This window comes from Acinetobacter legionensis (genome assembly GCF_048552295.1).
GTDB lineage: Bacteria > Pseudomonadota > Gammaproteobacteria > Pseudomonadales > Moraxellaceae > Acinetobacter.
The window spans coordinates 1-23,272 of sequence record NZ_JBIMCW010000008.1; the positions used below are offsets into that span (position 1 = coordinate 1).

Here is a 23,272-nt window from a genome sequence, read left to right on the forward strand (position 1 = left end):
CCAAGCAAGGTGAACCTAAGATTGTTGAAGAACTGAGCTATCCTGTGACAGGTAAGCATTGTGTTGATCGTATCTATACTGACTTATGCGTGATTGATGTGACCCCAGAGGGTTTAAAAGTGCTTGAAAAAGTTGCAGGTCTGAGCTTTGAAGAATTACAGGCTTTGACGGGTGCTCCATTGATTGACGCGATACCGGCTTAAGGATATAGACAACATGAAAAACGCTTACATCATAGATGCCATCCGTACCCCATTTGGTCGTTATGCCGGTGGTCTTGCGCCAATACGTGCAGATGATCTCGGTGCTATTCCAATTCAAGCGCTTGTGCAACGTAATCCAACAGTAGATTGGCAACAAGTCGATGATGTGATTTATGGCTGTGCCAATCAGGCCGGTGAAGACAACCGTAATGTCGGGCGTATGTCAGCATTATTGGCAGGCTTACCTTATCAAGTGCCAGCCACTACAGTGAACCGTTTATGTGGATCATCACTGGATGCGATTGCCATGGCAGCTCGCGCCATCAAAGCCAACGAAGCTGATTTAATCATTGCCGGTGGTGTAGAAAGTATGAGCCGTGCGCCCTATGTGATGGGTAAGTCGGATAGTGCTTTTGGACGCAGTCAAAAGATTGAAGACACCACTATGGGCTGGCGCTTTATCAATCCAAAGCTCAAAGAAATGTATGGTGTGGACAGCATGCCACAAACCGCTGAAAACGTGGCAGAACAATTCAATATTAACCGTGCGGATCAAGATCAGTTTGCCTTAAACAGCCAACAACGTACTGCGGCAGCACAAGCTCAAGGTTTTTTCAAAAATGAGATTGTGCCTGTCACTATTCCCCAGCGTAAAGGCGATGCTGTGCTTGTGGATACAGATGAACATCCACGTGCATCAACGACTTTAGCCGCACTGACAAAACTTAAAGGTGTGGTCAAAGCTGATGGCACGGTCACGGCGGGTAATGCATCGGGAATTAATGATGGTGCAGCGGCCTTATTGATTGCTTCAGATGAAGCTGTAGAAAAATACCAATTAAAACCACGTGGGAAAATTATTGCAGCAACCACTGTGGGGGTTGAACCAAGAATTATGGGCTTTGCACCCGCGCCTGCAATCAAGAAACTGCTTAAACAAGCCGATCTTAGTTTAGCGCAAATGGATGTGATTGAGCTAAATGAAGCCTTTGCTGCCCAAGCTTTGGCTGTCACCCGTGATTTAGGTTTGGCAGATGATGATGCACGTGTCAATCCTAATGGTGGGGCGATTGCCTTAGGTCATCCTTTGGGCGCATCAGGTGCCAGACTGGTGACCACTGCCCTAAATCAGCTTGAACAAATCAAGGGTGAATATGCCTTATGTTCAATGTGTATCGGTGTCGGGCAAGGCATCGCGCTCATTATTCAACGTGTTGAGTGAGGTATCCGATGAGCCAGTTATACGCCAGCTTATTTTATCAGCCTGATGTCACAGCAATCTTTAGCGATCATGCCTTATTAGGTTACATGATCCAAGCTGAAGTGGCTTTGGCAAAAGCACAAGCACAAGTGGAGGTGATTCCACTATCTGCTGCTACCATCATTGAACAAGTTGGACAACAAGCCCTAGCAAAAATTGATTTTCAAGCACTGGCAACTGCTACAGCACTTGCGGGAAATATTGCGATTCCTTTCGTAAAGCAATTTACTGCGATTGTAAAACAATACGATGAAGACACAGCACGTTATGTGCATTGGGGCGCAACCAGCCAAGACATTATCGATACAGCCACGATTCTGCAATGCCGTGATGCATTAGGGCTGATCGAAAAACAATTACAACAAGCTTATCAAGTTTCATTAGACCAAGCACAACAATATCGTGCCCAAGTCATGATTGGACGGACTTGGTTACAGCAAGCCTTACCGATCACATTAGGGCATAAGTTTGCACGTTGGGCTGCAGCATTTAAACGTGATCTAGACCGTCTACACGAGATGAAAAGCCGAGTGCTTACCGCTCAACTCGGTGGGGCTGTGGGTTCATTGGCATCGTTACAAGATCAAGGTTCAGCCGTAGTTAAAGCCTATGCCGCGGCATTAAATTTAACTTCACCTGAGTGTACATGGCACGGTGAACGTGACCGCATCGTTGAAATTGCCAGTGTACTTGCCCTGATTGTGGGTAATGTCGGCAAAATGGCAAAAGACTGGTCTTTGCTGATGCAAACTGAAATTGCTGAAGTTTTTGAACCCACTGCAAAAGGTCGTGGTGGCTCATCCACCATGCCTCATAAACGTAATCCAGTTGCAGCCGCTTGCGTACTTGCAGCAGCCAACCGTGTCCCTGCATTAATGGCAAGTGCCTACCAAAACATGTTGCAAGAACATGAACGCGCTTTAGGCACTTGGCATGCAGAATGGTTAGTGATTCCTGAAATTTTCCAGTTATGTGCAGGGGCTTTAGAACGCACTACGGATGTGCTTGAACATATGCAAGTCGATGCACAAGCCATGCAGCGTAACCTTGAGTGTACTCAGGGTTTGATCATGGCAGAAGCAGCAATGATGGCACTGGCACCCAAAATTGGCCGATTAAATGCGCATCATTTGGTCGAACAAGCTTGTCAGCAAGCCCTCGCGCAACAGCAGCATTTAAAAACAGTGTTGTCAGAAATGACTGAGGTGAATGTTCATCTAAGTTCACAAGCCCTAGATGAGATTTTTAAACCAGCATCTTACTTGGGCAATATTCAGGCACAAATTGATGCAGTACTACAAGCAGCACAAGGAGTGTCTGAATCATGAAAACCAGTATGAAAATTAAGAACCGTCAAGGACATCAACTTGCCGTTCAAGTCCAAGGCTTAAAAGATGCAGCAGTGATCGTGTTTTCTAACTCATTGGGAACTGATCATGGTATGTGGCAAGTTCAAGTAGATGCTTTGGCGCAACACTATCAAATCGTTACTTATGATACCCGTGGGCATGGATTAAGTGATGTGATTGCCAATGGAACATTGCATAACTTTGCTGAAGATGTGATTGATATCTTAGATAGCTTGCACATTAAAAAAACCCATTTTTGTGGAATTTCAATGGGTGGTATTACAGCACTCACACTGGCGATTGAATATCCTGAGCGTTTTTATAGCATTACTGTTGCAAACTCAGCAGCCAAAATCGGCACAGCCGAGGCGTGGAAAGTCCGTGCCGATAGCGTTGAACAACAAGGATTGGCTGAAATTGTCAAAACTACACATACCCGCTGGTTTAGTGAGCATTTTGATTATGCACATGATGTTCTTGCTCAAAAAACCATTCAAAGTTTAGCGGTGGCACCTGCACAAGGCTATGCCAATGCGTGTCGAGCATTGGCAGATGCCGATGTTCGAGATCAGCTCAATCAAATTCAGATCCCAACTTTAATTATCGCAGGTCAATATGACCCTATAACGACGGTTCAAGATGCAGAATTTATGCATCAATTCATTCCAAACAGTCAACTTGAAATCTTGGCGGCTTCTCATTTGTCCAATATTGAACAACCACAAGTGTTCAATCAGGCATTGTCCAAGTTTATTCAGAACATATAACCGTCTAGGGTTAGAAAGGAATTCGCCTACAAGGAGGCAACTATGGCACAGGAATTTGCTGCCCCAAAAAATAGTATGGATGCTCAGGCACTCATTAATGATGCACCAATCAGCAAGTATCAATGGATGATTGCAATTATTTGTTTTCTCATTGTATTTGTTGATGGAATCGATACTGCTGCAATGGGTTTTATTGCCCCTGCTTTAGCACAAGATTGGGGGATTGATCGCTCTCAACTTGGACCTGTGATGAGTGCAGCACTGGGTGGAATGATCATTGGTGCGTTGGTTTCAGGACCTACTGCGGATCGTTTTGGACGCAAGATTGTATTAACCATTTCAATGTTGATCTTTGGTGGCTTTACCTTGGCATCCGCCTATGCCCCAAACTTAGACAGTTTGGTTGTACTGCGCTTTTTAACGGGTATTGGTCTAGGCGCAGCAATGCCAAATGCCACCACATTGTTTTCCGAATACTGTCCGAACCGTGTTCGTTCACTGCTCGTGACCTGTATGTTTTGTGGCTATAACTTAGGTATGGCAACAGGTGGTTTTGTCAGTAGTTGGCTAATTCCTACCTTTGGTTGGCACAGCTTATTCTTGCTAGGCGGTATTTCACCTTTAATCCTAATGGTATTGGTGATTGTGCTGTTACCTGAGTCATATCGCTTCTTGATTGTTAAGGGGCGAGATGCTGTAAAAGTTCGCAAAATCCTAAGTCATATTGCTCCTGAAAAAGTACAGCTTGCTGACAGTTTTTATATCCCAGATGAACAGTCTGCTGTAGCACAAAAGAAAAATGTATTTGGCATGTTGTTTTCTCAAAAATTTGCCAAAGGCACCGTATTGTTATGGTCAACCTACTTTATGGGCTTGGTCGTGATTTATCTACTGACCAGTTGGTTACCAACCTTGATGCGTGAAACGGGCGCAACCATGGAACGCGCAGCATTTATCGGCGGTCTGTTCCAGTTTGGTGGTGTATTGAGTGCGTTATTTATTGGTTGGGCAATGGATCGTTTTAACCCTAACCGCATTATCTCAGCATTCTATTTTATTGCAGGCTTATTTGCTGTTGCCGTAGGTCAAAGTCTCAGTAACCCAACCTTATTGGCAATTCTGGTGTTATGTGCGGGTGTGGCAATCAATGGGGCACAGTCTGCAATGCCAGCGTTAAGTGCCCGTTTTTACCCTACTCAATGTCGTGCAACTGGTGTGGCATGGATGACAGGGATTGGTCGTTTTGGCGCAGTGTTTGGGGCTTGGATTGGTGCTGTTTTGTTGGGCAATGATTGGTCTTTTACCGCGATCTTAAGCTTATTGATGATTCCTGCAACCGCTGCGGCTGTGGCAATTTTTGTTAAATCCTTAGTGGCGCATACCGATGCAACCTAACTTTCTCAGATCAGAAATAAGATCACAAAGGGGGGACAATTTCAATGAATGATGAACAACGTTACCAACAAGGGCTAAAGGTTCGCACCGAAGTATTGGGTGAAAAACATGTCGGTCGTTCTTTAGAAAATTTGAATGACTTTAACCAAGATTTTCAAAACTTTATTAGCCGTTTTGCTTGGGGGGAGGTGTGGTCACGTGAAGGTTTACCACGTCATACCCGCAGTTTAGTCACCATTGCTATTCTGTTGGCATTGGGACGAGAAGATGAACTCAGAATGCATCTCCGTGCTTGCTTTAACAATGGTGTTACCAAGGACGAACTCAAAGAACTGATTTTACACAGCTCATTGTATGCAGGACTGCCAGCCGCAAATGCTGCAATGCACATGGCTGAAGATGTTTTTAAAGAACTCGGAATAGAAGTGCAACCTGTCGCTGCACAACAACAGGATTAAGGAGATAGGCATGTTAAGTCATACATTGGGTGCGTATCCGCAACGAAATACAGAAGATCACCCGCCAGCATATACACCTGGCTATAAAACCAGTGTATTACGCTCGCCAAAAAATGCATTGATCTCGATTAATGAAACATTAACTGAAGTAACTTCACCGCATTTTTCACCTGAAATTTTTGGTGCAAAAGACAATGATTTGATTTTGAACTATGCCAAAGAAGGGCTCCCTGTCGGTGAGCGAATTATTGTGCATGGTTATGTGCGTGACCAGTTTGGTCGCCCTGTGAAAAATGCCTTATTGGAAGTTTGGCAAGCCAACGCATCGGGTCGTTATCGCCATCCAAATGATAAATTTATTGGCGCAATGGATCCTAACTTTGGTGGCTGTGGTCGTACCTTAACCGATGAAAATGGTTTTTATATTTTTCGTACCATTAAACCGGGTCCATATCCGTGGCGTAACCGAATCAATGAATGGCGTCCCGCACATATCCATTTTTCATTAATAGCAGATGGTTGGGCACAACGTTTAATTTCACAGTTCTATTTTGAGGGCGATACCCTGATAGATACTTGTCCGATTTTAAAAACCATTCCATCTGAAGATCAGCGTCGTGCCTTGATCGCATTAGAAGATAAAAACAATTTCATTGAATCAGATAGTCGTTGTTACCGCTTTGATATTCATCTGCGTGGTCGTCGTGCGACTTATTTTGAAAATGATTTGACTTGAGGAACTCACACAATGAATGCATGGAATTTTCAGGAAATTAAGGAAACCCCATCACAAACAGGTGGTCCTTATGTGCATATTGGTTTATTGCCACAACAAGCCAATATTGAAGTGTTTGAACATAGCTTCGATAACCAGTTGGTGAAGGAACATACCCAAGGCCAACGTATCCGTATTGAAGGTCAAGTGTTTGATGGGCTGGGTTTACCATTACGAGATGTCTTATTGGAAATCTGGCAAGCCGATGCCAATGGGGTTTATCCAAGTCGGGCAGATACCCAAGGCAAAACAGCGGATGCGCATTTTCAGGGCTGGGGACGTACAGGCGCAAATTTTGAAACAGGTTTTTGGAGTTTTGACACCATTAAACCGGGTGCTGTGGCAGGGCGTAAAGGTACGACTCAAGCACCGCATATTGCAGTCGTGTTATTTGCCCGTGGGATAAACATTGGTTTGAATACCCGTATTTATTTTGACGATGAAGTTGAAGCCAATGCCAATGATGCGGTACTGAACAGCATTGAGTGGGCAGTCCGCCGCCAAACTCTGATTGCAAAACGCAGTGAAGAAGATGGTGAAATCGTGTATCGCTTTGATATTCGCATTCAAGGTGAAGACGAAACCGTATTTTTTGATATTTAACGCGCCTAAAAAATTTAGGATCAAATTAGATACTTGGAAACATTATCCGTAACCTTCGTTGGATCAACAAGATATTGTTATCTGCGATAAACAGGATAGTTAAAAGGATTGAACAGGTTTTGTGGTGAGGGGTAAGGCTCCGCAAGATGGTTTTCTTGCGAAGCTTCACTTCTCCTTTTTCCGAAAGTAAAGGAGGTCGAACCGAAGGTTTATCCTGTCATTAAATGGAAACTTGGTAAGACTCCAAAAAACCAAAACAAATCTATTAAGGAAGATGAAAAAATGAAACTACAAAAACTTGCAGCATTGACGCTTGCACTTAGCTCCATATTTACCTTTCAAATGACACAGGCGCAACCTGTTTCACAAAGCCCAGTTGAACTTGCAGAACTGGCAAAACTCCCAGTAAAAACCATTGTCCCGATTACAGCAAAAACCAAAGAGCAGGCCTTAGCACAAGCAAAAATCATTGCCAATAATCCAGATGCCGATTTGGCTGAGTTCCGCATAGATCTCCTCAACTTTGCCAATGACACCAAACAAGTAATTGCATTGGGTCATGACCTTAAACAGATTCTGGGTTCTAAGCCCATGATTGCGACCATTCGTACTCATAATGAAGGGGGGCAGTTGACCATAAGTGATGCGGATTATGGCAAAACCTATCAAGCCTACTTACGCCAGCCCTTTATGGACATGCTGGATGTTGAAATGTTTCGAGATCAGCAAGTGGTAAAAAGCACTGTTCAATTGGCCCATCAACAAAAAGTATTGATTGTGATGTCCAATCATGATTTTAAACAAACACCTCCAGAAGCTGAGATCGTGCAACGTTTGCTTAAACAAGATCAGCTTGGTGCAGATATTCTTAAAATCGCAGTAATGCCACAAAGCAAACAAGATGTATTTACCTTAATGAATGCAACCTTAAAAGTCAGTCAACAATCTAAAAAACCATTGCTGACGATGTCGATGGGTAAACTCGGAACGGTTTCTCGCATTGCTACCGCCAATATGGGGGGCAGCTTTAGTTTTGGCATGATCGGTGAAGCTTCTGCGCCTGGCCAAATTGATGTGACCCAACTTAAACAGTTATTAAAAGTAGTTCAACCTACACCATAATTTAAAAGGATTTTTTAGACATGAAAATGATTTCGTTACGTTTAACCACATTGGCACTTGGCTTAGCGGTTTCTAGTTTAACAATGGCAGAAAGCTATGTAGTAGATCGCTATCAAGATGATACAGAAAAAGGCTCATTACGTTGGGCGATTGAACAAGCCAACAGCAAACCGAGTGAAGCTAGTGAGATTTTGATTCAAGCAGTTGGGCAAGCACCGTATGTGATTAAGGTCAACAGTCCACTGCCAGAAATTAAAGCACCTGTAAAAATCATGGGTACACAATGGGCAAAAACAGGTGAGTTTATTGCGATTGATGGCTCAAATTATATTAAAGGTACAGGCGTAGAAGCTTGTCCGGGTGCTGTCGAAGGGCAGTTCGGAACCAATGTTCGTACCACAACTTTACCGGGTATTGTGTTACGTGACATCAACGGGGTGAGCATTCAAGGACTAGAGATTCGTCGTTTTTGTATTGGGATATTGATGAACCGTGCAAGCAATAACCTGATCCAAAATAACCGTATTATGCACAACTATGGCGGTGCAGGGGTGATGTTGACAGGGGATGATGGTAAAGGTAATCCGACTGCGACCACCACCAATAACAACAAAGTGTTAAATAACTATTTCCAAGACAATGGTGATGGACTTGAATTAACTCGTGGTGCGGCATTTAACTTGGTTGCCAATAACCACTTTATTTCAACCACTGCAAACCCAGAGCCATCACAAGGCATTGAAATTCTATGGGGCAATGACAATGCAGTGATTGGCAACAAGTTTGAAAACTATTCAGATGGCTTACAGATCAACTGGGGCAAACGCAATTATATTGCCTATAACGAACTGACCAATAATTCCAACGGCTTTAACCTCACGGGTGATGGCAATATTTTTGACAGCAATAAAGTCCATGGCAATCGTGTTGGGGTTGCCATTCGTTCAGAAAAAGATGCCAATGCGCGTATCACATTAACCAAAAACCAAATTTGGAATAATGGCAAAGACATTAAACGCTGTGAAGCGGGTGGGAGCTGTGTGCCCAATCAACGTTTAGGTGCAATCATTTTTGATATTCCGGGATTAGAACATGCGCACTTTGTCGGTTCACGGGGGCATGGCGTGAAAATTGACCCAGCAAACTTACAAAAGACCTGCCAGCAACCCAATGAACAAGGCTGTAATGCCCAACCGAATCAAAATATTCAAGCACCTAAATTGACCTTAGCAAAAGGTCAAATTGCGGTAGAGGTAAAAGGACAACCGAACCAACGTTACCAAGTTGAATTTTTTGGAAACTCACAAGCAAGCGCACATGAAGCCGAGTTTTATTTAGGCTCAAGCACTGTTGCAACCAATGCTCAAGGCACAGCAACCGTTACTTGGAAACCGACAGTGAAAGTTGCATCGATCACCGCCAGTATCACAGATCGTTTAGGTGCAACATCTGAACTTAGCTCAGCGCTAAAACTTAAATAAAAGTAAGGATGCTTAATATGAGTACAAATTCTTTATCTCTTAAACTCAGTTGCTTGGTAGTTGCAGTTTGTACGGCTCAGAGCAGTTTTGCTGAGCAAGCCTGGTCACAAGATCGCCAATGGTTATTGGGCGATTGGAATGGACAACGCCAACAACTGGAAAAAGATGGTTATAAATTTACCGCTTCGATCATGAGTCAAGCTGCGACCAATTTAGATGGTGGCTATAACGATGACAACAGCTTTGAAAACGCAGCACAACTGGCTTTAGGCGTAAACTTTGATTTAAATAAAATTACAGGCTGGAAAGACACCACCGCCAATATTTTAATTACCAAACGTGACGGTAACGCTTTAACTTTGGAGCGTATCAAAGACCCTCGTTCTAGCGCTTTAGGCAATTCACAAGAAATTTATGGACGCGGCAAAATTTGGCGTTTAACCCAAGCATGGGTAAAAAAAGGTTTTGCTGACAATACCGTTCAATTCAAGGTTGGACGTATGGGCATGTCAGATGACTTTAATGGTTCACAATGTGAGTTCCAAAACTTATTACTTTGTGGTGGGCAACTTGGCAAATCCATTGGCTCAATTTGGTACAACTCACCCGTAGGCTTATGGGGAACCAATGTCAAATACCAATTCGCACCTGAGTGGACATTGGGTGTTGGTGTTTATGAGGTGAATCCTGACAATATTAAAACTGGCAAAAATGATGGTTTTAACTTGGATATGAATAATGTCAAAGGTGCCATTATTCCAGTAGAACTGGCATGGAGACCAAAACTAGCAGCATTTGATGGTTTAGCAGGCGAGTATAAAGTTGGTGCACTTTACTCGACCGCTGAAGCCAATGATATCGCGATCGCTGGAAAGGTACATGATAGCAAACATAGTTTTTGGATTAATGCACAACAACAACTCAGCCAAAAAGGGCAGGATCCAAAACGTGGTTTGTTCCTAAGCTTTAACGCCGTTGTTAATGATAAAGCCACCACCGCAGTACAAAGTACGCAACAACTTGCACTTTGGTATAAAGGGCCTTTTGACAGTCGTCCAAATGATTCAATCGGATTTGGTGTAGCAAACTATATAGTCAATGATCGTTATAAAAATCGCCAAATTGAAACCAATAGTAGCCGTGGCTATGACCAATACGACATGTTTGCGGCAGATTATGTGCCCGTTCAACGTGATGAACTCAATGTTGAATTGAACTACACCTACCAATGGTCACCTGCGGTCATGTTACGACCGAACCTACAATATATCCATCAGCCTGCGGGTGTAAAAGAAGTGGATGATGCATGGGTTGCAGGTTTGAGCATGCGTGTGAATTTCTAATCTAGGAGTATGACCTATGACTAAGTCTACAAGCTCTCATACCGTATTAAAAATATGGTGTTTTATATTAGGTTTGGCTTTGCTACTGACAGGGCTATTCTTTACCGTTGGCGGTGCAAAATTAGTGACACTCGGAGGATCATGGTATTTCGTGATTTCTGGTGTGTTGACGCTTGCATCAGCCATTTTTATTTTTAAGAAAAAAACACTGGGAGTCTGGCTATTTAGCTTAGTTTTTGTGGGAACCATCATTTGGTCATTGCTAGATGCGGGTTGGGAGTTTTGGCCTTTATTTTCGAGACTAATGTTTCCAGCAGGTCTCTTTGCTGCATTGATGTTTAGCCTACCCGCAATTCGTCGCTACCAGTTTCAACCGAGTGCAAGCTTACCTGCGTATGGCTTAGGGGTAGTTACGGTTCTTGGTATGTTGATTGGACTTTATCAAATGTTCCAACCGCATCCAACGGTGGCGGCATCAGGTCAAGAATTGCCATTAGTTCCTGTTAAAACCGATATGAAACAAAGCAATTGGCAACACTATGGTCAGGATGCTGGGGGCAGTCGTTTTGCCGCACTCGACCAAATCACCCGCGACAATGTTCATCAATTAAAAGAAGCGTGGCGTTTTCGTACTGGTGATTTTACCACAGGCTCAGGTAATGGGGCAGAAGATCAAATGACCCCGTTACAGGTGGGTAATAAGATTTTCTTATGTACGCCACATAACAATATTTTTGCTTTAGATGCAGATTCGGGTAAACAACTGTGGAAAGCAGAGGTCAACTCGAAATCAGATGCATGGGAACGATGTCGTGGGGTTGCCTACTTCGATTCAACTCAACCTTTAAGTCAACCGACTTTGGCGGGTGCAACACCTGTCCAAGCTGTGGCAAACAATACCGCTTGCTTACGCCGTGTTTATACCAACACACCTGATGGACGCTTAATTGCGGTCAATGCAGACACAGGTGAACGTTGTAAAGATTTTGGTGTTGATGGGACAGTTGATTTACTTAAAGGTTTGGGTGAAGGAACCACCGCGCCACGTTTTGAAGTGACCTCCGCTCCGACTATTGCGGGCACAGTGATTGTGGTTGGTAGTCGTATTGCAGATAACCTTGCCGCAGATATGCCAGGTGGGGTGATTCGTGCTTATGATGTGATCACAGGTCAATTGCGCTGGGCATTTGATCCACGTAATCCTGATCCAAACTATGTGTTAAAAGAAGGTGAAACCTATAAACGCAGTTCAGCAAACTCTTGGGCTGCAATGTCATATGACCCTAAGATGAACACGGTATTTTTACCAATGGGGAGCTCTTCAGTGGATGTTTGGGGGGGCAATCGTCAACCTTTGGATCATAAATACAATTCATCTGTATTGGCTTTAGATGCAACCACAGGTAAAGAAAAGTGGGTTTATCAAACCGTTCATAATGACTTATGGGATTTTGATTTACCAATGCAACCAAGTTTGGTTGATTTCCCTGCGAAAAATGGGACTAATCAACCAGCCGTGGTGATTGGAACCAAATCTGGACAATTCTTTGTATTGGATCGCTTAACAGGTAAACCTTTAACCAAAGTGATCGAACAGTCAGTGAAGGCTGCCGATATTCCCGGTGAACAATATAGCCCGACGCAACCACGTTCAGTTGAAATGCCACAAATTGGTAATCAAACTTTGACTGAATCGGATATGTGGGGGGCTACACCATTTGACCAACTAATGTGCCGTATTGGATTTAAAACCATGCGTTATGAAGGCTTATATACAGCACCAGGTAAAGACAAATCTTTAAGCTTCCCAGGCTCTTTAGGTGGCATGAACTGGGGCAGTATCGCCTTTGATCCAAGTCATCAATACATGTTCGTCAACGACATGCGTTTAGGTTTATGGATTCAGTTGATTGAGCAGACACCTGAAGATTTAGCAATTCAGGCAAGTGGTGGCGAGAAAGTCAATACAGGCATGGGCGCTGTACCAATGAAAGGTACGCCGTATAAAGTCAATAAAGATCGTTTTTGGTCTAAGTTAAATATTCCATGTCAAAAACCACCATACGGTACTATGACCGCCATCGATATGAAAACGCGCCAGATTGCTTGGCAAGTTCCAATGGGAACGGTTGAAGATACTGGACCAATGGGCATAAAAATGGGCTTAAAGGTACCAATTGGTATGCCAACGATTGGGGGCCCAATGGCAACACAAGGTGGCTTAGTGTTCTTTGCCGCAACGCAAGATTACTACTTACGCGCGCTGGATTCATCGTCAGGTCAAGAGTTGTGGAAATCACGCTTACCAGTCGGTAGCCAAGGAACACCTATTAGCTATGTTTCACCAAAAACAGGCACACAATATGTGATGATCACTGCCGGCGGTGCTCGGCAATCTCCTGATCATGGTGACTATGTGATTGCTTATAGTTTGAAATAAGCTGCAGTAAAACGTTAAAAAACAAAACTGCAATCGTTTAACGGTTGCAGTTTTTTATGGGTTTAAAATTTAAAGAGCTTAGACATACATTTGTATACTCATCGAAATAATAATAATTTTTGACTTAAGCATCGTTGGAAGCAACAGACACCGAGTTTAGCAATTTCCTCTGTCGATAAAGTAAATAGAGTTATCTACACAACATCATCAAAAAGCTCGATATCTGAGTGAATTAAACCGAGAATACAACTTCAATATTTGATTTTCACGAATTTCGAATAACGCTTATTTTTTAAATAAATTCTGATTTTCTTGTAAAAAAAATTTAATATACACTATAAAGAAAACTTTGATCACTCAATAGGCTTTGTTGCGCAATCCTATCTCTAAAGGCTGATTCCACACTATAATTTTCAAATGAATAAGCCTCGCCCTAATATTTACAGTACTCTTAATTGGTCTTCATACAACCAAGCTCTCATTAATCGTGGCAATATTGCCATTTGGTTTGATCCCAATACTCAGTGGTATGAACAACCGCAAGGCAAACAAGGTCGAAATCAAACCTATTCAGATATAGCGATCTAATGTTGTTTAATGATGAAATCCTTATTCCGTCTGTCTTTAGGTATGGTCACGGCTTTGTTCAAAGTCTCATTCTTCTTTGCTGATGAGATTGCTCAACAACATTGAAAAAATTTCTGTATTACAAAGCCAAAGAACTGCAACTTCTATACTTTATTCTTGAAAAAAATAGTTTCTAGTATTTCAAACAGCGTTTATTTCTGTATTTAAGTCTTATTTTTAATATGAATGAGATTTTTTTCATTAAAAAAGAGCATTTGATCATTAAATGCTCATAAAAAATAAGTGAATACCAAGCTTATTTTTAAAATAAGTAATCATTAGAAGCATAAATTTATAAGGAATTCGAGAAAATTATAATAATGTATAGCGATTTAATTAGTCTTTTTTATCTGTGATAATTAATTTTAATGAAGGATTTTTATTAAAATTCAGCAATATTTAACTTAAAATAAATGGAAAGTATGAGTGAATTTTATTAATAAATTTTGATTTTTAATTTAAATGTATCTTGGGTGATTTGGCTTAATCATATGTTTTGAGTGTTATTGAGGTGGGTGATATTGTTATATTTGGTTTAAGGATAAATTTTAGAATATCTGTGTTTGTCTTTTTATATAATAAAAATAGCATTTTTAATTGTGAAAAATTATTTGATTTATATTGTTTTGTTTTTATAAATTATTTAAAGTAAATAAATAAAATAATCATGATTCTTAATTTTTATTTGCGTGATAAGTAATTGAAATAAGGGATATTGTGATATTTATTTATTTTTGCTAGGATGTTTTTTTATTTTAAGCTGTTCTTTATTTATAAGTGTAAGGTGAAGATTAAAATAAATTGAAAGTGGTTTTGTAGGGGGTATTATTTTTTGTGACTATCGATTTTAAGCGTGATATGCACGACATAATAAAACCGTCTTATCATTTTTTTAAAAAGTTGAAGAGGTTTATTGAATGAAGAAGTTAACATTGCCAGCATTAGGCACTCTAGCTTTAAGTTTAGCATGTTCAAGTGTTTTTGCAGCAGACGGAACAATTACAATTAACGGTATGATAACTGATGAAACTTGTACATTAGCGGGCTCTGGATCTGGAGTAAACGGCAGTCAAAATTTAGTTTTGACCTTAGACACTGTACTTAAGTCAACCTTTACTGCGACCAATATGACTGCAGCGAGAAAAAACTTTAGCCTACAGTTAAAAAATGCTGCAGGCACAGGTAATTGCGACGCATCAACAAATAAAGCACTAAAAGGTTTATACCTGAGTCCAATTTCTACAGCTGACTTAGACACCACTGATAAAACTTTATTAGTGAATAAAGCAACAGAAGGTGGTGCTTCTATAGCAAATCCAGTTTATATCCAAATTTTAACAGATGCAGATATTGCTGTTAATCTTTCTGAGCCTTGGGGTGTCCAAGCTAAAAGTGCAATTACAGGGCTTGCAGCGGATGGTAGTGGTACCGCCACCATGCTTTACAAAGCACAGTATGCGAGCAAGACAGGAACTGTAAGTGGACAAAACGTGACTGCAGTTGTCAACTATACGTTGCAATACAATTAATTTTTGAATCTGTTTGCTAGAGGGGGAAATAATGCGTTACCTAAAAATTGCTGGATTCATTTACTTGATGATGTCATTTGCTTATGCCGGTGTCTCAATAGATGGTACTCGCATCATTTTCCCAGCTGAATCCAAAAGTGTAAATGTCCAGCTCCGAAATGCTTTTGACACTCCATCACTTGTACAAGTGTGGATAGATACTGGGGATTCAGAAAAGATTCCCAAGGCAAGTGAAGTTCCTTTTATTCTAAATCCACCATTGACTCGAGTTGAAGCACGAAAAGGTCAGATTATTCGAGTTATTCCTTTGGATATTAAAAAATTACCGCAGGATCGTGAATCTATTTTTTGGTTCAATATGATGGATATTCCACCAGATGATCCAGCACTGAAAGATAAAAACTATTTATCTTTTACAGTAAGAACGCGGATAAAACTATTTTACCGACCTAGTGAGTTAGCCATGACAGCATTTTTGGCACAGCAAAGCGTGCAGTTTAAATATGATCAAGGTGCTCAAAACGTAAGTATGAATAATCCAACACCTTATTATCTGACTGTGGTTCAAATTGAAAGTGGTAAAAACCAGGCATTTAGCTCAGCAGACCAAGCTATTATGTTGGCACCTTTTACTCATGTAATTCTGAAAGATTTTAAACTGGATACCTCAACTAAAAAAATCGTTTACGAGGTGCTTAATGATTTAGGTACATTACAAACATACGAAACAACAATCCAATAAATTTATTATTAAGACATTTTTTAATAATTTCACTAAGAATTTGAAAAATAGCTTTGAAGTTCTGTTGCCTTTTTTATAGGGCGCTAGCAATAAAACAGTAATGATGAGCAGGTTATTACTATGCTGAATTTTAAAAAGTCTGAACTTTTTTTAATGTTGATGTCAACTGTTACTGTTCAGACTTCAGCTGAAGACGTGCAATTTTCTCATGCTGATACAAATACAGATGGTCATTTAATTACCCAAGATAATAGTCAGCTTATTGCTCAGAACTATAATGAATTAACGGCTAGTAATAATGACTTTACTACGTTTAATGCAGCCTCATTGTTTGGTGAGCAAACCAATGTAGATTTAAGTGGTTTCACCTCTCGAAACTTTGTAGCGCCTGGTCAGTATTTGGTTCATTTGTCAGTAAATGGTGAATCTTTGGACACTGTAAATGTGCATTTTGATCACTTGGATGGACAGAAATCGGCAGTATTATGTTTATCACCAGACTTGCTTGATCGTTTGGATTTAAAAGATAACTTCCGTGCAACGTTGCCGAATAAACCCTGTTTGACCATGAAAACATTGGATGCCGATGCCTACAAAGATTTTAATCTTGCAGAATTAAAACTGGCTTTATCTATCCCTCAGGCTTTACGTGAGGAACGTCCAGAAGGTTATATCAATCCTAAATTATTTAATAATGGTGTTAACTCTGGTTTTATTGGCTATGCGTTTAACTACAATCGTGATGAAAATCAAGAAAGTAAATATTTAGGCTTAAATGGCGGTTTAAATTTAGCGGGTTGGTTTTATCGTCACTCAGGTGCTTTTGAGTCAAAAAACTCAGGTTTGGGCCAATACCATTCAGATCAAAATATTCTCTACCGCGATATTACTCCAATAAACTCACGTTTGAGTGTGGGGCAATTTAATACCATGACGTATCGTCTGGATAACTTGCCGATCGTCGGTGCTCAAATCAGCTCTGAACAAGACATGTTGCCATGGGCTTATCGTCAGTATGCACCTGTGATTGAAAACTTCGCCTACACCAATGCGGTGGTGAGGATATTTCAAAATGCACAGAAAATTTATGAGCGTACAGTCCCACGTGGCGCATTTAAGATTAATGATCTCAATGCTGCAAACGGTGATTTAACTGTTGAAATCACCGAAACAGGAGGAGAAAAGAGGACATTTATTGTGTCTCTGCAAAGTAATCAAGACTTAGTTCGCCAAGGACGTTATAACTACAGCGTTGCGGGTGGTCGTTATCGTACTCGAACAGAAATCACCGATGATAAATTATTCCAAGGTAGTTTTAATTATGGTTTGACTAATAGTTTGACCCTCGGTGCTGGTTTAAATATCAGTAATGGCTATGCCAGCGGCTTGGGGATGTTGGCATTAAATATCCCTATTGGTGGTGTGACTACGATCATTGAGCATACAAACTCAGAGCTATTTGGTAAAAGTTACCAAGGGACGAAATATGCCTTAAATTATCGTTATGCATGGATTCCTCAAAGTTTCTATTTATATGCAGATTATGCCAAATATAATCGTGATTACATGAGTATTTCTTCACACCTCTATCAGCGTAATCGAACTATACTAACTGAAAGTGAATATGATAACTTTTTATATAACTATAATTTAAAAGAAAATATCGGCATCAGTATTTCTAAATCCTTAGCGGATACTCGGTGGGGAAATATAAACCTGAGTGCGCGTAGAAACACCTATTGGGATGATAACCAGGATTATTACCAATATAACCTAAGTTATGGTAATAATTGGAAAAAAGCCAGCTACAATATTGGCTTAAGCCGTACCGATTACACTAATCGTGAGCATGAACGCAGCACCACCGCTTTTTTTTCTATCTCGATTCCACTGGAATGGCGTAAACAGAAGATGTATGCAAGTTCTAGTGTACAGCGTAACGAAAATGATCAAGTCACTTCAAATGCAAGTTTGTCTGGTATAGCAGGTGCCAATAATGAGATTACATTTGGTTTAGGTGTTTCCGATGCACAGAACAATACCCGTTATAATGGCAATATTAGTTACCTCTTGCCTATGATGAATGTTGGGTCAACGATCTCGTCTGATTCACATAGCATACAGTACTCATTGTCAACACTGGGTGCAGTGGTTGGACATCGTTATGGCTTAACCCCTGTTAACAGCTTGCCAGAAACATACACCATCATCCATGCTAAAAATGGCAAGGGTGCCAATGTGGAAAATGCATGGGGCGTAAAAGTCGATCGCTTTGGTAACGCTATCTATCCATTTAACTCCGCCTATAGCAAAAATACCATTACTTTGGATCCGAAGAATTTACCTACAAACGTGACATTGGAATCCAATCAGAGCGATGTAATTCCGCGTAAATACAGTTCGCAGTTGGTTGAATTTAAAGCCAATAAATCCAGTAATTTACTATTGCGTATCCATTCAACGCAGCGGCAAGATTTGCCAATGGGCAGTCAGTTTAAAGATAGCGAGAATAATACAATTGGAATTCTTGGGGCAGGCAATCAAGTGATTGTTAACAAAGAACAGCCATTAATGAATACCAGTCGTGTGATCTGGGGTAGCAGTGAAAATGAAAGCTGTCAGATTGCACCGATTTCTAAACAGCAACTCGAACAAAAAACCACAGTGAACTTCAATATTGTTGATGTGGAGTGTAAATAAATTATGAATAAGCTTTTTTGGTTCTCTGTTCCATTATTATTTGCATTATCACAATCTGTACTTGCGACTATTGCGAACTGTAACACATCTAGTTCAGTGACTTTTAATCGAGTGGTTGGGACAATTAGTAATTTTCCTTATGATCAGGCCATTAATAGTTTAGATTCGGAATCTATGTTACTGAGTTGCACTCCATCTGTGGCGGTACGTTCTACATTTGCTGCTATAATAGGCAGGACAGATTTGGTGGGCAACAGTCCTTTTTCAGTTGGACCCGATATTAAAATTATAGGTTCAATTACAGATCCTACAGCTTTAGCAGCAGCCAAGATTTGGTTAATGAATAATTTAAAAATTTCTTTTAATTTGCATGATGGTAATCATAGCCCTCCAATGATTCAAAATATATTATCTATGAATACTGATTATAATATTTTACCCAATACTGGTTTAGGTACACCTGTGACAATTGCAGGTGAATCTTATTTTAGAGGATCAACAAATGCTGGAACAGCGATTGCTACTGTAAGATCCTCAATATTCAATTTTAAATTACTTTCGACTTATAAACCTTCTGCTGCAGTGATTGATGCTTTGAATAATGCTATAGTTCAAATTCATTTGGGTACAATCAGCTATAAGTTTGATGATTATAATGGTTCAACAATCAAGCCAAGTGGGGTCCCTAAAACAGGAACAACAGAAGTATATGTAAACCTAAGGATGAGCTTTACACTCCCGACTTGCACAATGTCGAATCAAATCGTAAATTTAGCGACTGTACCCACCAGCATATTAAGCAGTAATCAAACTGCCAATGAAAAGAATTTTAATGTCAGCATAAACTGTACGACTACAATGCCTAATAAAATATTATTGGCAATGATTACAGATAGCTATACACCAAATAATATAAATAATAAGGGTATTTTAAAAAACCATCCTGCTTTAGCAAACCGCAGTAATGTGGATGTGCAATTACGAGATGCGACTGACACACCAATGGCGATTGGTAGCCAAAGTTCTTTTTACATAGTACCCACAGACTCTACTTCGACCACTTTTACCAAAGCGCTAAAAGCGAGATATTTCCGTTCAGCAAGCATAGCGACACCAGGTCTAGTACAAGCCCAAGCGACAGTATTTATAGATTACAAATAATTTAAACCTATGTAATAAAAAAGTATTGGGCAAAAGATTGAAAATCATATTTCAATATTAGGTTTTGATATTCCAGAGGAAAATTAATTTAAAACTGATTTATTTAAAATATTATATATATTTAGATTGCTTGCCATTTTAAAAGCTAAATCTATTAAACAAGTTTTGTTGGGTGCATTGCATTTCTTTAATTAACCAATCTCTAAAAATAATTTTTCGATGATCTTCTTCAATCGGTGTGGAGGAGAGTAGGTAATATGCTGAATCATCTAAATCTAGATATTTTTCGACTTGAATAAAATCATGTTCCAGTTCATGTTCAACCATAAAACCCGATACGATAGTTTGCCCCAAGCCAGATAAACAGGCTTCGATACATAAGTAGAAATGGTCCAGCTCAATCGTATTAAGCTTTGAAATTTCAGGATGTGCTTTGAATAAATAGTTTTTAAATTTTGGTCTTGAGGTACTTAAGATTAAATTAGAGGCGTTCTGTTGGTTGGAATTTACTAAAAACATAAATTCATCTGCAATTTTCTCGCTAAAAAGATGATTTGCCCATACAAAATCATTTCTTCGTATGGCAAGGTCTATATTTTGATTTTGAAAATCTAAGTGACCACCACCAGTTAAAAGTGTGATGCCAAAACCAAGGTCTAACTCATTAAATTTCATCATTCTTGGAATTAACCATTTCATTGAAATCGTTGCCTCACAAGACACTGTTAAGTTGTTGTTTTTATATTTTTGTTGGCGAATACCGATAATACAATTGTCGAGTTGATTAAATACATTTTGACAGCAATCTAACAAAACCTTGCCTTCAGCGGTAAGAATCAAAGACTTATTTTTTCTTTCAAATAAAGTAATATTTAACAACTCTTCTAAATTTTTAATTTGTCGACTTACAGCACTTTGTGTCACATACAATCGTTCAGCAGCGATCGTGACACTTCCTTCGATAGCAACATAATAAAAAAACTTTAGTGAATTAAGTGATAACCTCTCTATCATACTAAAAACCCTGGTAAACCATATTGAATTGAAGGTTGTAAATAGATATTAATTCTTTATTACATAAACTAATTCATATTATTACTTTGTGTGATGATTATCAATATATTTGCGTGTTAAGAAAGTAAAATAAAATTAACTCAATTTTTGCTATAACATACACATTTTCCATACATGTTATATAAAAATAGTGCAGGTAAATATTTTAATTGAACTTCAGCTTGATCAATAAAATAGATATCTTGATTTTTTTGTCTATAATAGTGAGAAAATTATTCTGTCGGTCTAAAGTAGTTCCACTTATTGTTTTTAATGTATTATCAAAATTCTTGTTGAAAAACCTAATATTGAAAAAGACTTCTGTTCCGGCTTTGATTTGCAACTTTGATATGTTTTTTAATAAACCGCAGTGTTTGCAGGTCCATTTTCTTGTTTTAAATGATATTTCTGGTTTAAACATTTGGTTCCTTTTTTAGTATATTGTGCTTGATTTGAAATGAGAAAAATAAATTTTCATTATTTTTTTTTGGAATGTTCTATAACATTATTAAAGTCATAAGAATGAATATATTTTTCCAAGTATTGTTGAGTTTTATGTAATTCCTCAATGAGCCAATTTTTAAATACAATTTTTCGATAATCTTCTTCAAATGGAGAGGAAGATAGAAGATAATAAGATGAATTATCATAAAATGGTGCAATAATAGGTTGAAGTTTATTATGCTTTAATTCATTTTCGATCATAAAGCCGGAAGCAAAAGTTACTCCTAAACCAGATAAGCATGCTTCGATACATAAATAAAAATGGTCAAGTTCTTTATATTTGAGATGATTTATTCTATCTTTAATTTGATTCATTTTTAGCAAACTTCCCCAAAACTTTGGTCTTGATGAAGAAATTAATAAATTATCTCCAATATGGTTTGGATTTTGAATAAAGAACATTATTTCATTGACCAATTTAATGCTATAAATATGTTCTTTCCAATGAAAATCATCTCGACAAATTGTGATATCAGTAGTATTTAAATCGTATAATTTGTTATTGGTTATAATTTTGATTTTAAATGATTTATCTAGATTATTGAAGCTTTTTAAACGAGGGATTAGCCACTTCATACACAGCGTGGATTCACATGAAATAACCAGATCATTTAATTCTGTATCTCTATTGTTTAGTTTGATGAGGCATTTATCTATTTCATGAAAAATATTTTGGCAACAGTTAAGTAATAATAAGCCTTCATTGGTGATTTCAATTTTTTTCCCTTTGCGTATAAAAAGCACCGTATTTAAATTATCTTCTAAATTCTTAATTTGACGACTGACTGCACCATGAGTAACATTCAACTTTTTTGAAGCAATTGTTAAACTTTCGTAAATTGCGGCATAATAAAAAAACTTAAAAGAATTTAAGGAAATTTTTTTTTTGAGCATAAAAGTTTCTCATATTTAAATTAAATAAGCTTGATTGTGATCACTAAGACCGATCTTAAATAATATATAGTGAAGATATACTTAGCAATAAAAATAATTTGATAATTAATCATGTGTAGTTGTGATAAAAAGTAATGGATAATTTTTTGATAAATCTAATCCAAAACATTTACTAAAATTATAACTTTTTTAAGAAATTTTAAATTTTATATTATGCGAATAAATTTTTCATATTTTTTGAATTGTAAGTGAGGTTTTTAGTAAATCTTTAATTTTAACATGGATTATTTAAATGGTTGTGGAAGTGTGAAATGTAATCTAAATATTGTAAAAATTTTTTTATTTTTTAAATTGTTTTTTTGGGTTTCTTAAATTTTATAATTTATTTTTATTGATTAATGTGGTTCAAAAGTAGTTTGAAATATTGATGGTTTTTGTGATGGGGTGAAGTAATTTATTTATTTGAATGATCTTACTATTTTTTATTTTAATGTGGTTGAATTTTATTCTTGATGCTTTATGAAATTAAAATTGATTCATCGTAACTATTTATTTTTATAAATGATTAAATTAGAAAGATGTATTGAAGTTAACATAAACCATAACTTTTTATGACGGTCTTGCGATGAAAATTAGATTTTTTATTGTGATTATTAATGGCGGAATACGTTACTTTCAACATGACATTACTCAATGTACCTTATAGGCTAAGTGTTGATAATGAGGATCAAGTTATTGATTTAAATCCGCACTGTACAACGAGTTTAGCGACTGATATTGAAAAATTAACAGCTATATCATTCAATATTTAATTGCTTGATTGTGATGCTTTACATATATCTAGCGGTATTTCTTTTGCATTCAT

At 38.6% G+C, this 23,272-nt stretch carries 17 protein-coding genes and 2 pseudogenes; 17 read left to right on the forward strand and 2 right to left on the reverse strand.

The window, feature by feature from the left end; translation table 11 throughout:
- The 17 genes and pseudogenes from ACG916_RS07930 to ACG916_RS08010 all read left to right on the forward strand — a co-directional run.
- Nucleotides 1-203: pseudogene (locus ACG916_RS07930) on the forward strand (3-oxoadipate CoA-transferase); the annotation flags it as partial.
- A gap of 13 nt (nt 204-216) precedes the next feature.
- Complete coding sequence (gene pcaF, locus ACG916_RS07935) at nt 217-1,425, forward strand: 3-oxoadipyl-CoA thiolase (protein ID WP_419378805.1); 1,209 nt, start codon at nt 217-219, stop codon at nt 1,423-1,425.
- Nucleotides 1,426-1,433: 8 nt separating this feature from the next.
- The gene (gene pcaB / locus ACG916_RS07940) at nt 1,434-2,792 is read left to right on the forward strand and encodes a 3-carboxy-cis,cis-muconate cycloisomerase (RefSeq protein WP_419328176.1); all 1,359 of its coding nucleotides are present in this window, start codon (nt 1,434-1,436) and stop codon (nt 2,790-2,792) included.
- Between the two features lie 8 nt (nt 2,793-2,800).
- Nucleotides 2,801-3,580 carry a 3-oxoadipate enol-lactonase gene (pcaD, locus tag ACG916_RS07945; RefSeq protein WP_419328178.1) on the forward strand — a complete coding sequence of 260 codons (780 nt, stop codon included), beginning with the start codon at nt 2,801-2,803 and terminating at the stop codon, nt 3,578-3,580.
- A 42-nt stretch (nt 3,581-3,622) separates the two neighbouring features.
- Entirely contained in the window at nt 3,623-4,975 is a 1,353-nt protein-coding gene (pcaK, locus tag ACG916_RS07950; RefSeq protein ID WP_336953956.1) for a 4-hydroxybenzoate transporter PcaK, read from the forward strand.
- 44 nt (nt 4,976-5,019) lie between these two features.
- Entirely contained in the window at nt 5,020-5,433 is a 414-nt protein-coding gene (gene pcaC / locus ACG916_RS07955; protein WP_336953955.1) for a 4-carboxymuconolactone decarboxylase, read from the forward strand.
- Nucleotides 5,434-5,443: 10 nt separating this feature from the next.
- Nucleotides 5,444-6,169, forward strand: coding sequence for a protocatechuate 3,4-dioxygenase subunit beta (gene pcaH / locus ACG916_RS07960; RefSeq protein WP_004722139.1), 726 nt, complete (start codon nt 5,444-5,446; stop codon nt 6,167-6,169).
- A 12-nt stretch (nt 6,170-6,181) separates the two neighbouring features.
- Nucleotides 6,182-6,811 carry a protocatechuate 3,4-dioxygenase subunit alpha gene (gene pcaG / locus ACG916_RS07965; protein ID WP_336953954.1) on the forward strand — a complete coding sequence of 210 codons (630 nt, stop codon included), beginning with the start codon at nt 6,182-6,184 and terminating at the stop codon, nt 6,809-6,811.
- Between the two features lie 282 nt (nt 6,812-7,093).
- Nucleotides 7,094-7,933: a type I 3-dehydroquinate dehydratase gene (gene aroD / locus ACG916_RS07970; protein WP_419328175.1), complete on the forward strand. Its 840-nt coding sequence runs from the start codon at nt 7,094-7,096 to the stop codon at nt 7,931-7,933.
- A 20-nt stretch (nt 7,934-7,953) separates the two neighbouring features.
- Nucleotides 7,954-9,414: a right-handed parallel beta-helix repeat-containing protein gene (locus tag ACG916_RS07975; protein WP_419328174.1), complete on the forward strand. Its 1,461-nt coding sequence runs from the start codon at nt 7,954-7,956 to the stop codon at nt 9,412-9,414.
- A gap of 17 nt (nt 9,415-9,431) precedes the next feature.
- Nucleotides 9,432-10,757, forward strand: a complete 1,326-nt coding sequence (locus tag ACG916_RS07980) for a carbohydrate porin (RefSeq protein WP_419328173.1) — start codon at nt 9,432-9,434, stop codon at nt 10,755-10,757.
- A gap of 16 nt (nt 10,758-10,773) precedes the next feature.
- Complete coding sequence (locus ACG916_RS07985; RefSeq protein ID WP_336953951.1) at nt 10,774-13,197, forward strand: glucose/quinate/shikimate family membrane-bound PQQ-dependent dehydrogenase; 2,424 nt, start codon at nt 10,774-10,776, stop codon at nt 13,195-13,197.
- A gap of 417 nt (nt 13,198-13,614) precedes the next feature.
- Nucleotides 13,615-13,865, forward strand: a pseudogene (locus ACG916_RS07990) (transposase); the annotation flags it as partial.
- 876 nt (nt 13,866-14,741) lie between these two features.
- Nucleotides 14,742-15,353: a fimbrial protein gene (locus ACG916_RS07995; RefSeq protein ID WP_336953950.1), complete on the forward strand. Its 612-nt coding sequence runs from the start codon at nt 14,742-14,744 to the stop codon at nt 15,351-15,353.
- Between the two features lie 31 nt (nt 15,354-15,384).
- A complete protein-coding gene (locus ACG916_RS08000; protein ID WP_336953949.1) occupies nt 15,385-16,095 on the forward strand; it encodes a fimbrial biogenesis chaperone in 711 nt (236 codons plus the stop codon).
- Nucleotides 16,096-16,215: 120 nt separating this feature from the next.
- Nucleotides 16,216-18,795: a fimbria/pilus outer membrane usher protein gene (locus ACG916_RS08005; protein ID WP_419330475.1), complete on the forward strand. Its 2,580-nt coding sequence runs from the start codon at nt 16,216-16,218 to the stop codon at nt 18,793-18,795.
- A 3-nt stretch (nt 18,796-18,798) separates the two neighbouring features.
- Nucleotides 18,799-19,956 carry a fimbrial protein gene (locus ACG916_RS08010; protein ID WP_419328171.1) on the forward strand — a complete coding sequence of 386 codons (1,158 nt, stop codon included), beginning with the start codon at nt 18,799-18,801 and terminating at the stop codon, nt 19,954-19,956.
- A gap of 138 nt (nt 19,957-20,094) precedes the next feature.
- Here the strand turns inward: ACG916_RS08010 and ACG916_RS08015 are convergent, their stop codons facing one another.
- Together ACG916_RS08015 and ACG916_RS08020 are read right to left on the reverse strand one after the other, a co-directional pair.
- Complete coding sequence (locus ACG916_RS08015; protein WP_336953946.1) at nt 20,095-20,970, reverse strand: LysR family transcriptional regulator; 876 nt, start codon at nt 20,968-20,970, stop codon at nt 20,095-20,097.
- Nucleotides 20,971-21,486: 516 nt separating this feature from the next.
- Nucleotides 21,487-22,407 carry a LysR family transcriptional regulator gene (locus tag ACG916_RS08020; protein ID WP_419330473.1) on the reverse strand — a complete coding sequence of 307 codons (921 nt, stop codon included), beginning with the start codon at nt 22,405-22,407 and terminating at the stop codon, nt 21,487-21,489.
- Nucleotides 22,408-23,272 lie beyond the last annotated feature (865 nt).

Bases quoted from the DNA above. Each gene is read 5' to 3' on its own strand.
- ACG916_RS07995 (WP_336953950.1), top strand. From the start codon at position 14,742: ATGAAGAAGTTAACATTGCCAGCATTAGGCACTCTAGCTTTAAGTTTA.
- pcaB (WP_419328176.1), top strand. From the start codon at position 1,434: ATGAGCCAGTTATACGCCAGCTTATTTTATCAGCCTGATGTCACAGCA.
- ACG916_RS08005 (WP_419330475.1), top strand. From the start codon at position 16,216: ATGCTGAATTTTAAAAAGTCTGAACTTTTTTTAATGTTGATGTCAACT.
- pcaC (WP_336953955.1), top strand. From the start codon at position 5,020: ATGAATGATGAACAACGTTACCAACAAGGGCTAAAGGTTCGCACCGAA.
- pcaF (WP_419378805.1), top strand. From the start codon at position 217: ATGAAAAACGCTTACATCATAGATGCCATCCGTACCCCATTTGGTCGT.
- ACG916_RS08010 (WP_419328171.1), top strand. From the start codon at position 18,799: ATGAATAAGCTTTTTTGGTTCTCTGTTCCATTATTATTTGCATTATCA.
- pcaG (WP_336953954.1), top strand. From the start codon at position 6,182: ATGAATGCATGGAATTTTCAGGAAATTAAGGAAACCCCATCACAAACA.
- pcaK (WP_336953956.1), top strand. From the start codon at position 3,623: ATGGCACAGGAATTTGCTGCCCCAAAAAATAGTATGGATGCTCAGGCA.
- ACG916_RS07985 (WP_336953951.1), top strand. From the start codon at position 10,774: ATGACTAAGTCTACAAGCTCTCATACCGTATTAAAAATATGGTGTTTT.
- ACG916_RS08015 (WP_336953946.1), bottom strand. From the start codon at position 20,970: ATGATAGAGAGGTTATCACTTAATTCACTAAAGTTTTTTTATTATGTT.
- ACG916_RS08020 (WP_419330473.1), bottom strand. From the start codon at position 22,407: ATGCTCAAAAAAAAAATTTCCTTAAATTCTTTTAAGTTTTTTTATTAT.
- pcaD (WP_419328178.1), top strand. From the start codon at position 2,801: ATGAAAATTAAGAACCGTCAAGGACATCAACTTGCCGTTCAAGTCCAA.
- ACG916_RS08000 (WP_336953949.1), top strand. From the start codon at position 15,385: ATGCGTTACCTAAAAATTGCTGGATTCATTTACTTGATGATGTCATTT.
- ACG916_RS07975 (WP_419328174.1), top strand. From the start codon at position 7,954: ATGAAAATGATTTCGTTACGTTTAACCACATTGGCACTTGGCTTAGCG.
- aroD (WP_419328175.1), top strand. From the start codon at position 7,094: ATGAAACTACAAAAACTTGCAGCATTGACGCTTGCACTTAGCTCCATA.
- pcaH (WP_004722139.1), top strand. From the start codon at position 5,444: ATGTTAAGTCATACATTGGGTGCGTATCCGCAACGAAATACAGAAGAT.
- ACG916_RS07980 (WP_419328173.1), top strand. From the start codon at position 9,432: ATGAGTACAAATTCTTTATCTCTTAAACTCAGTTGCTTGGTAGTTGCA.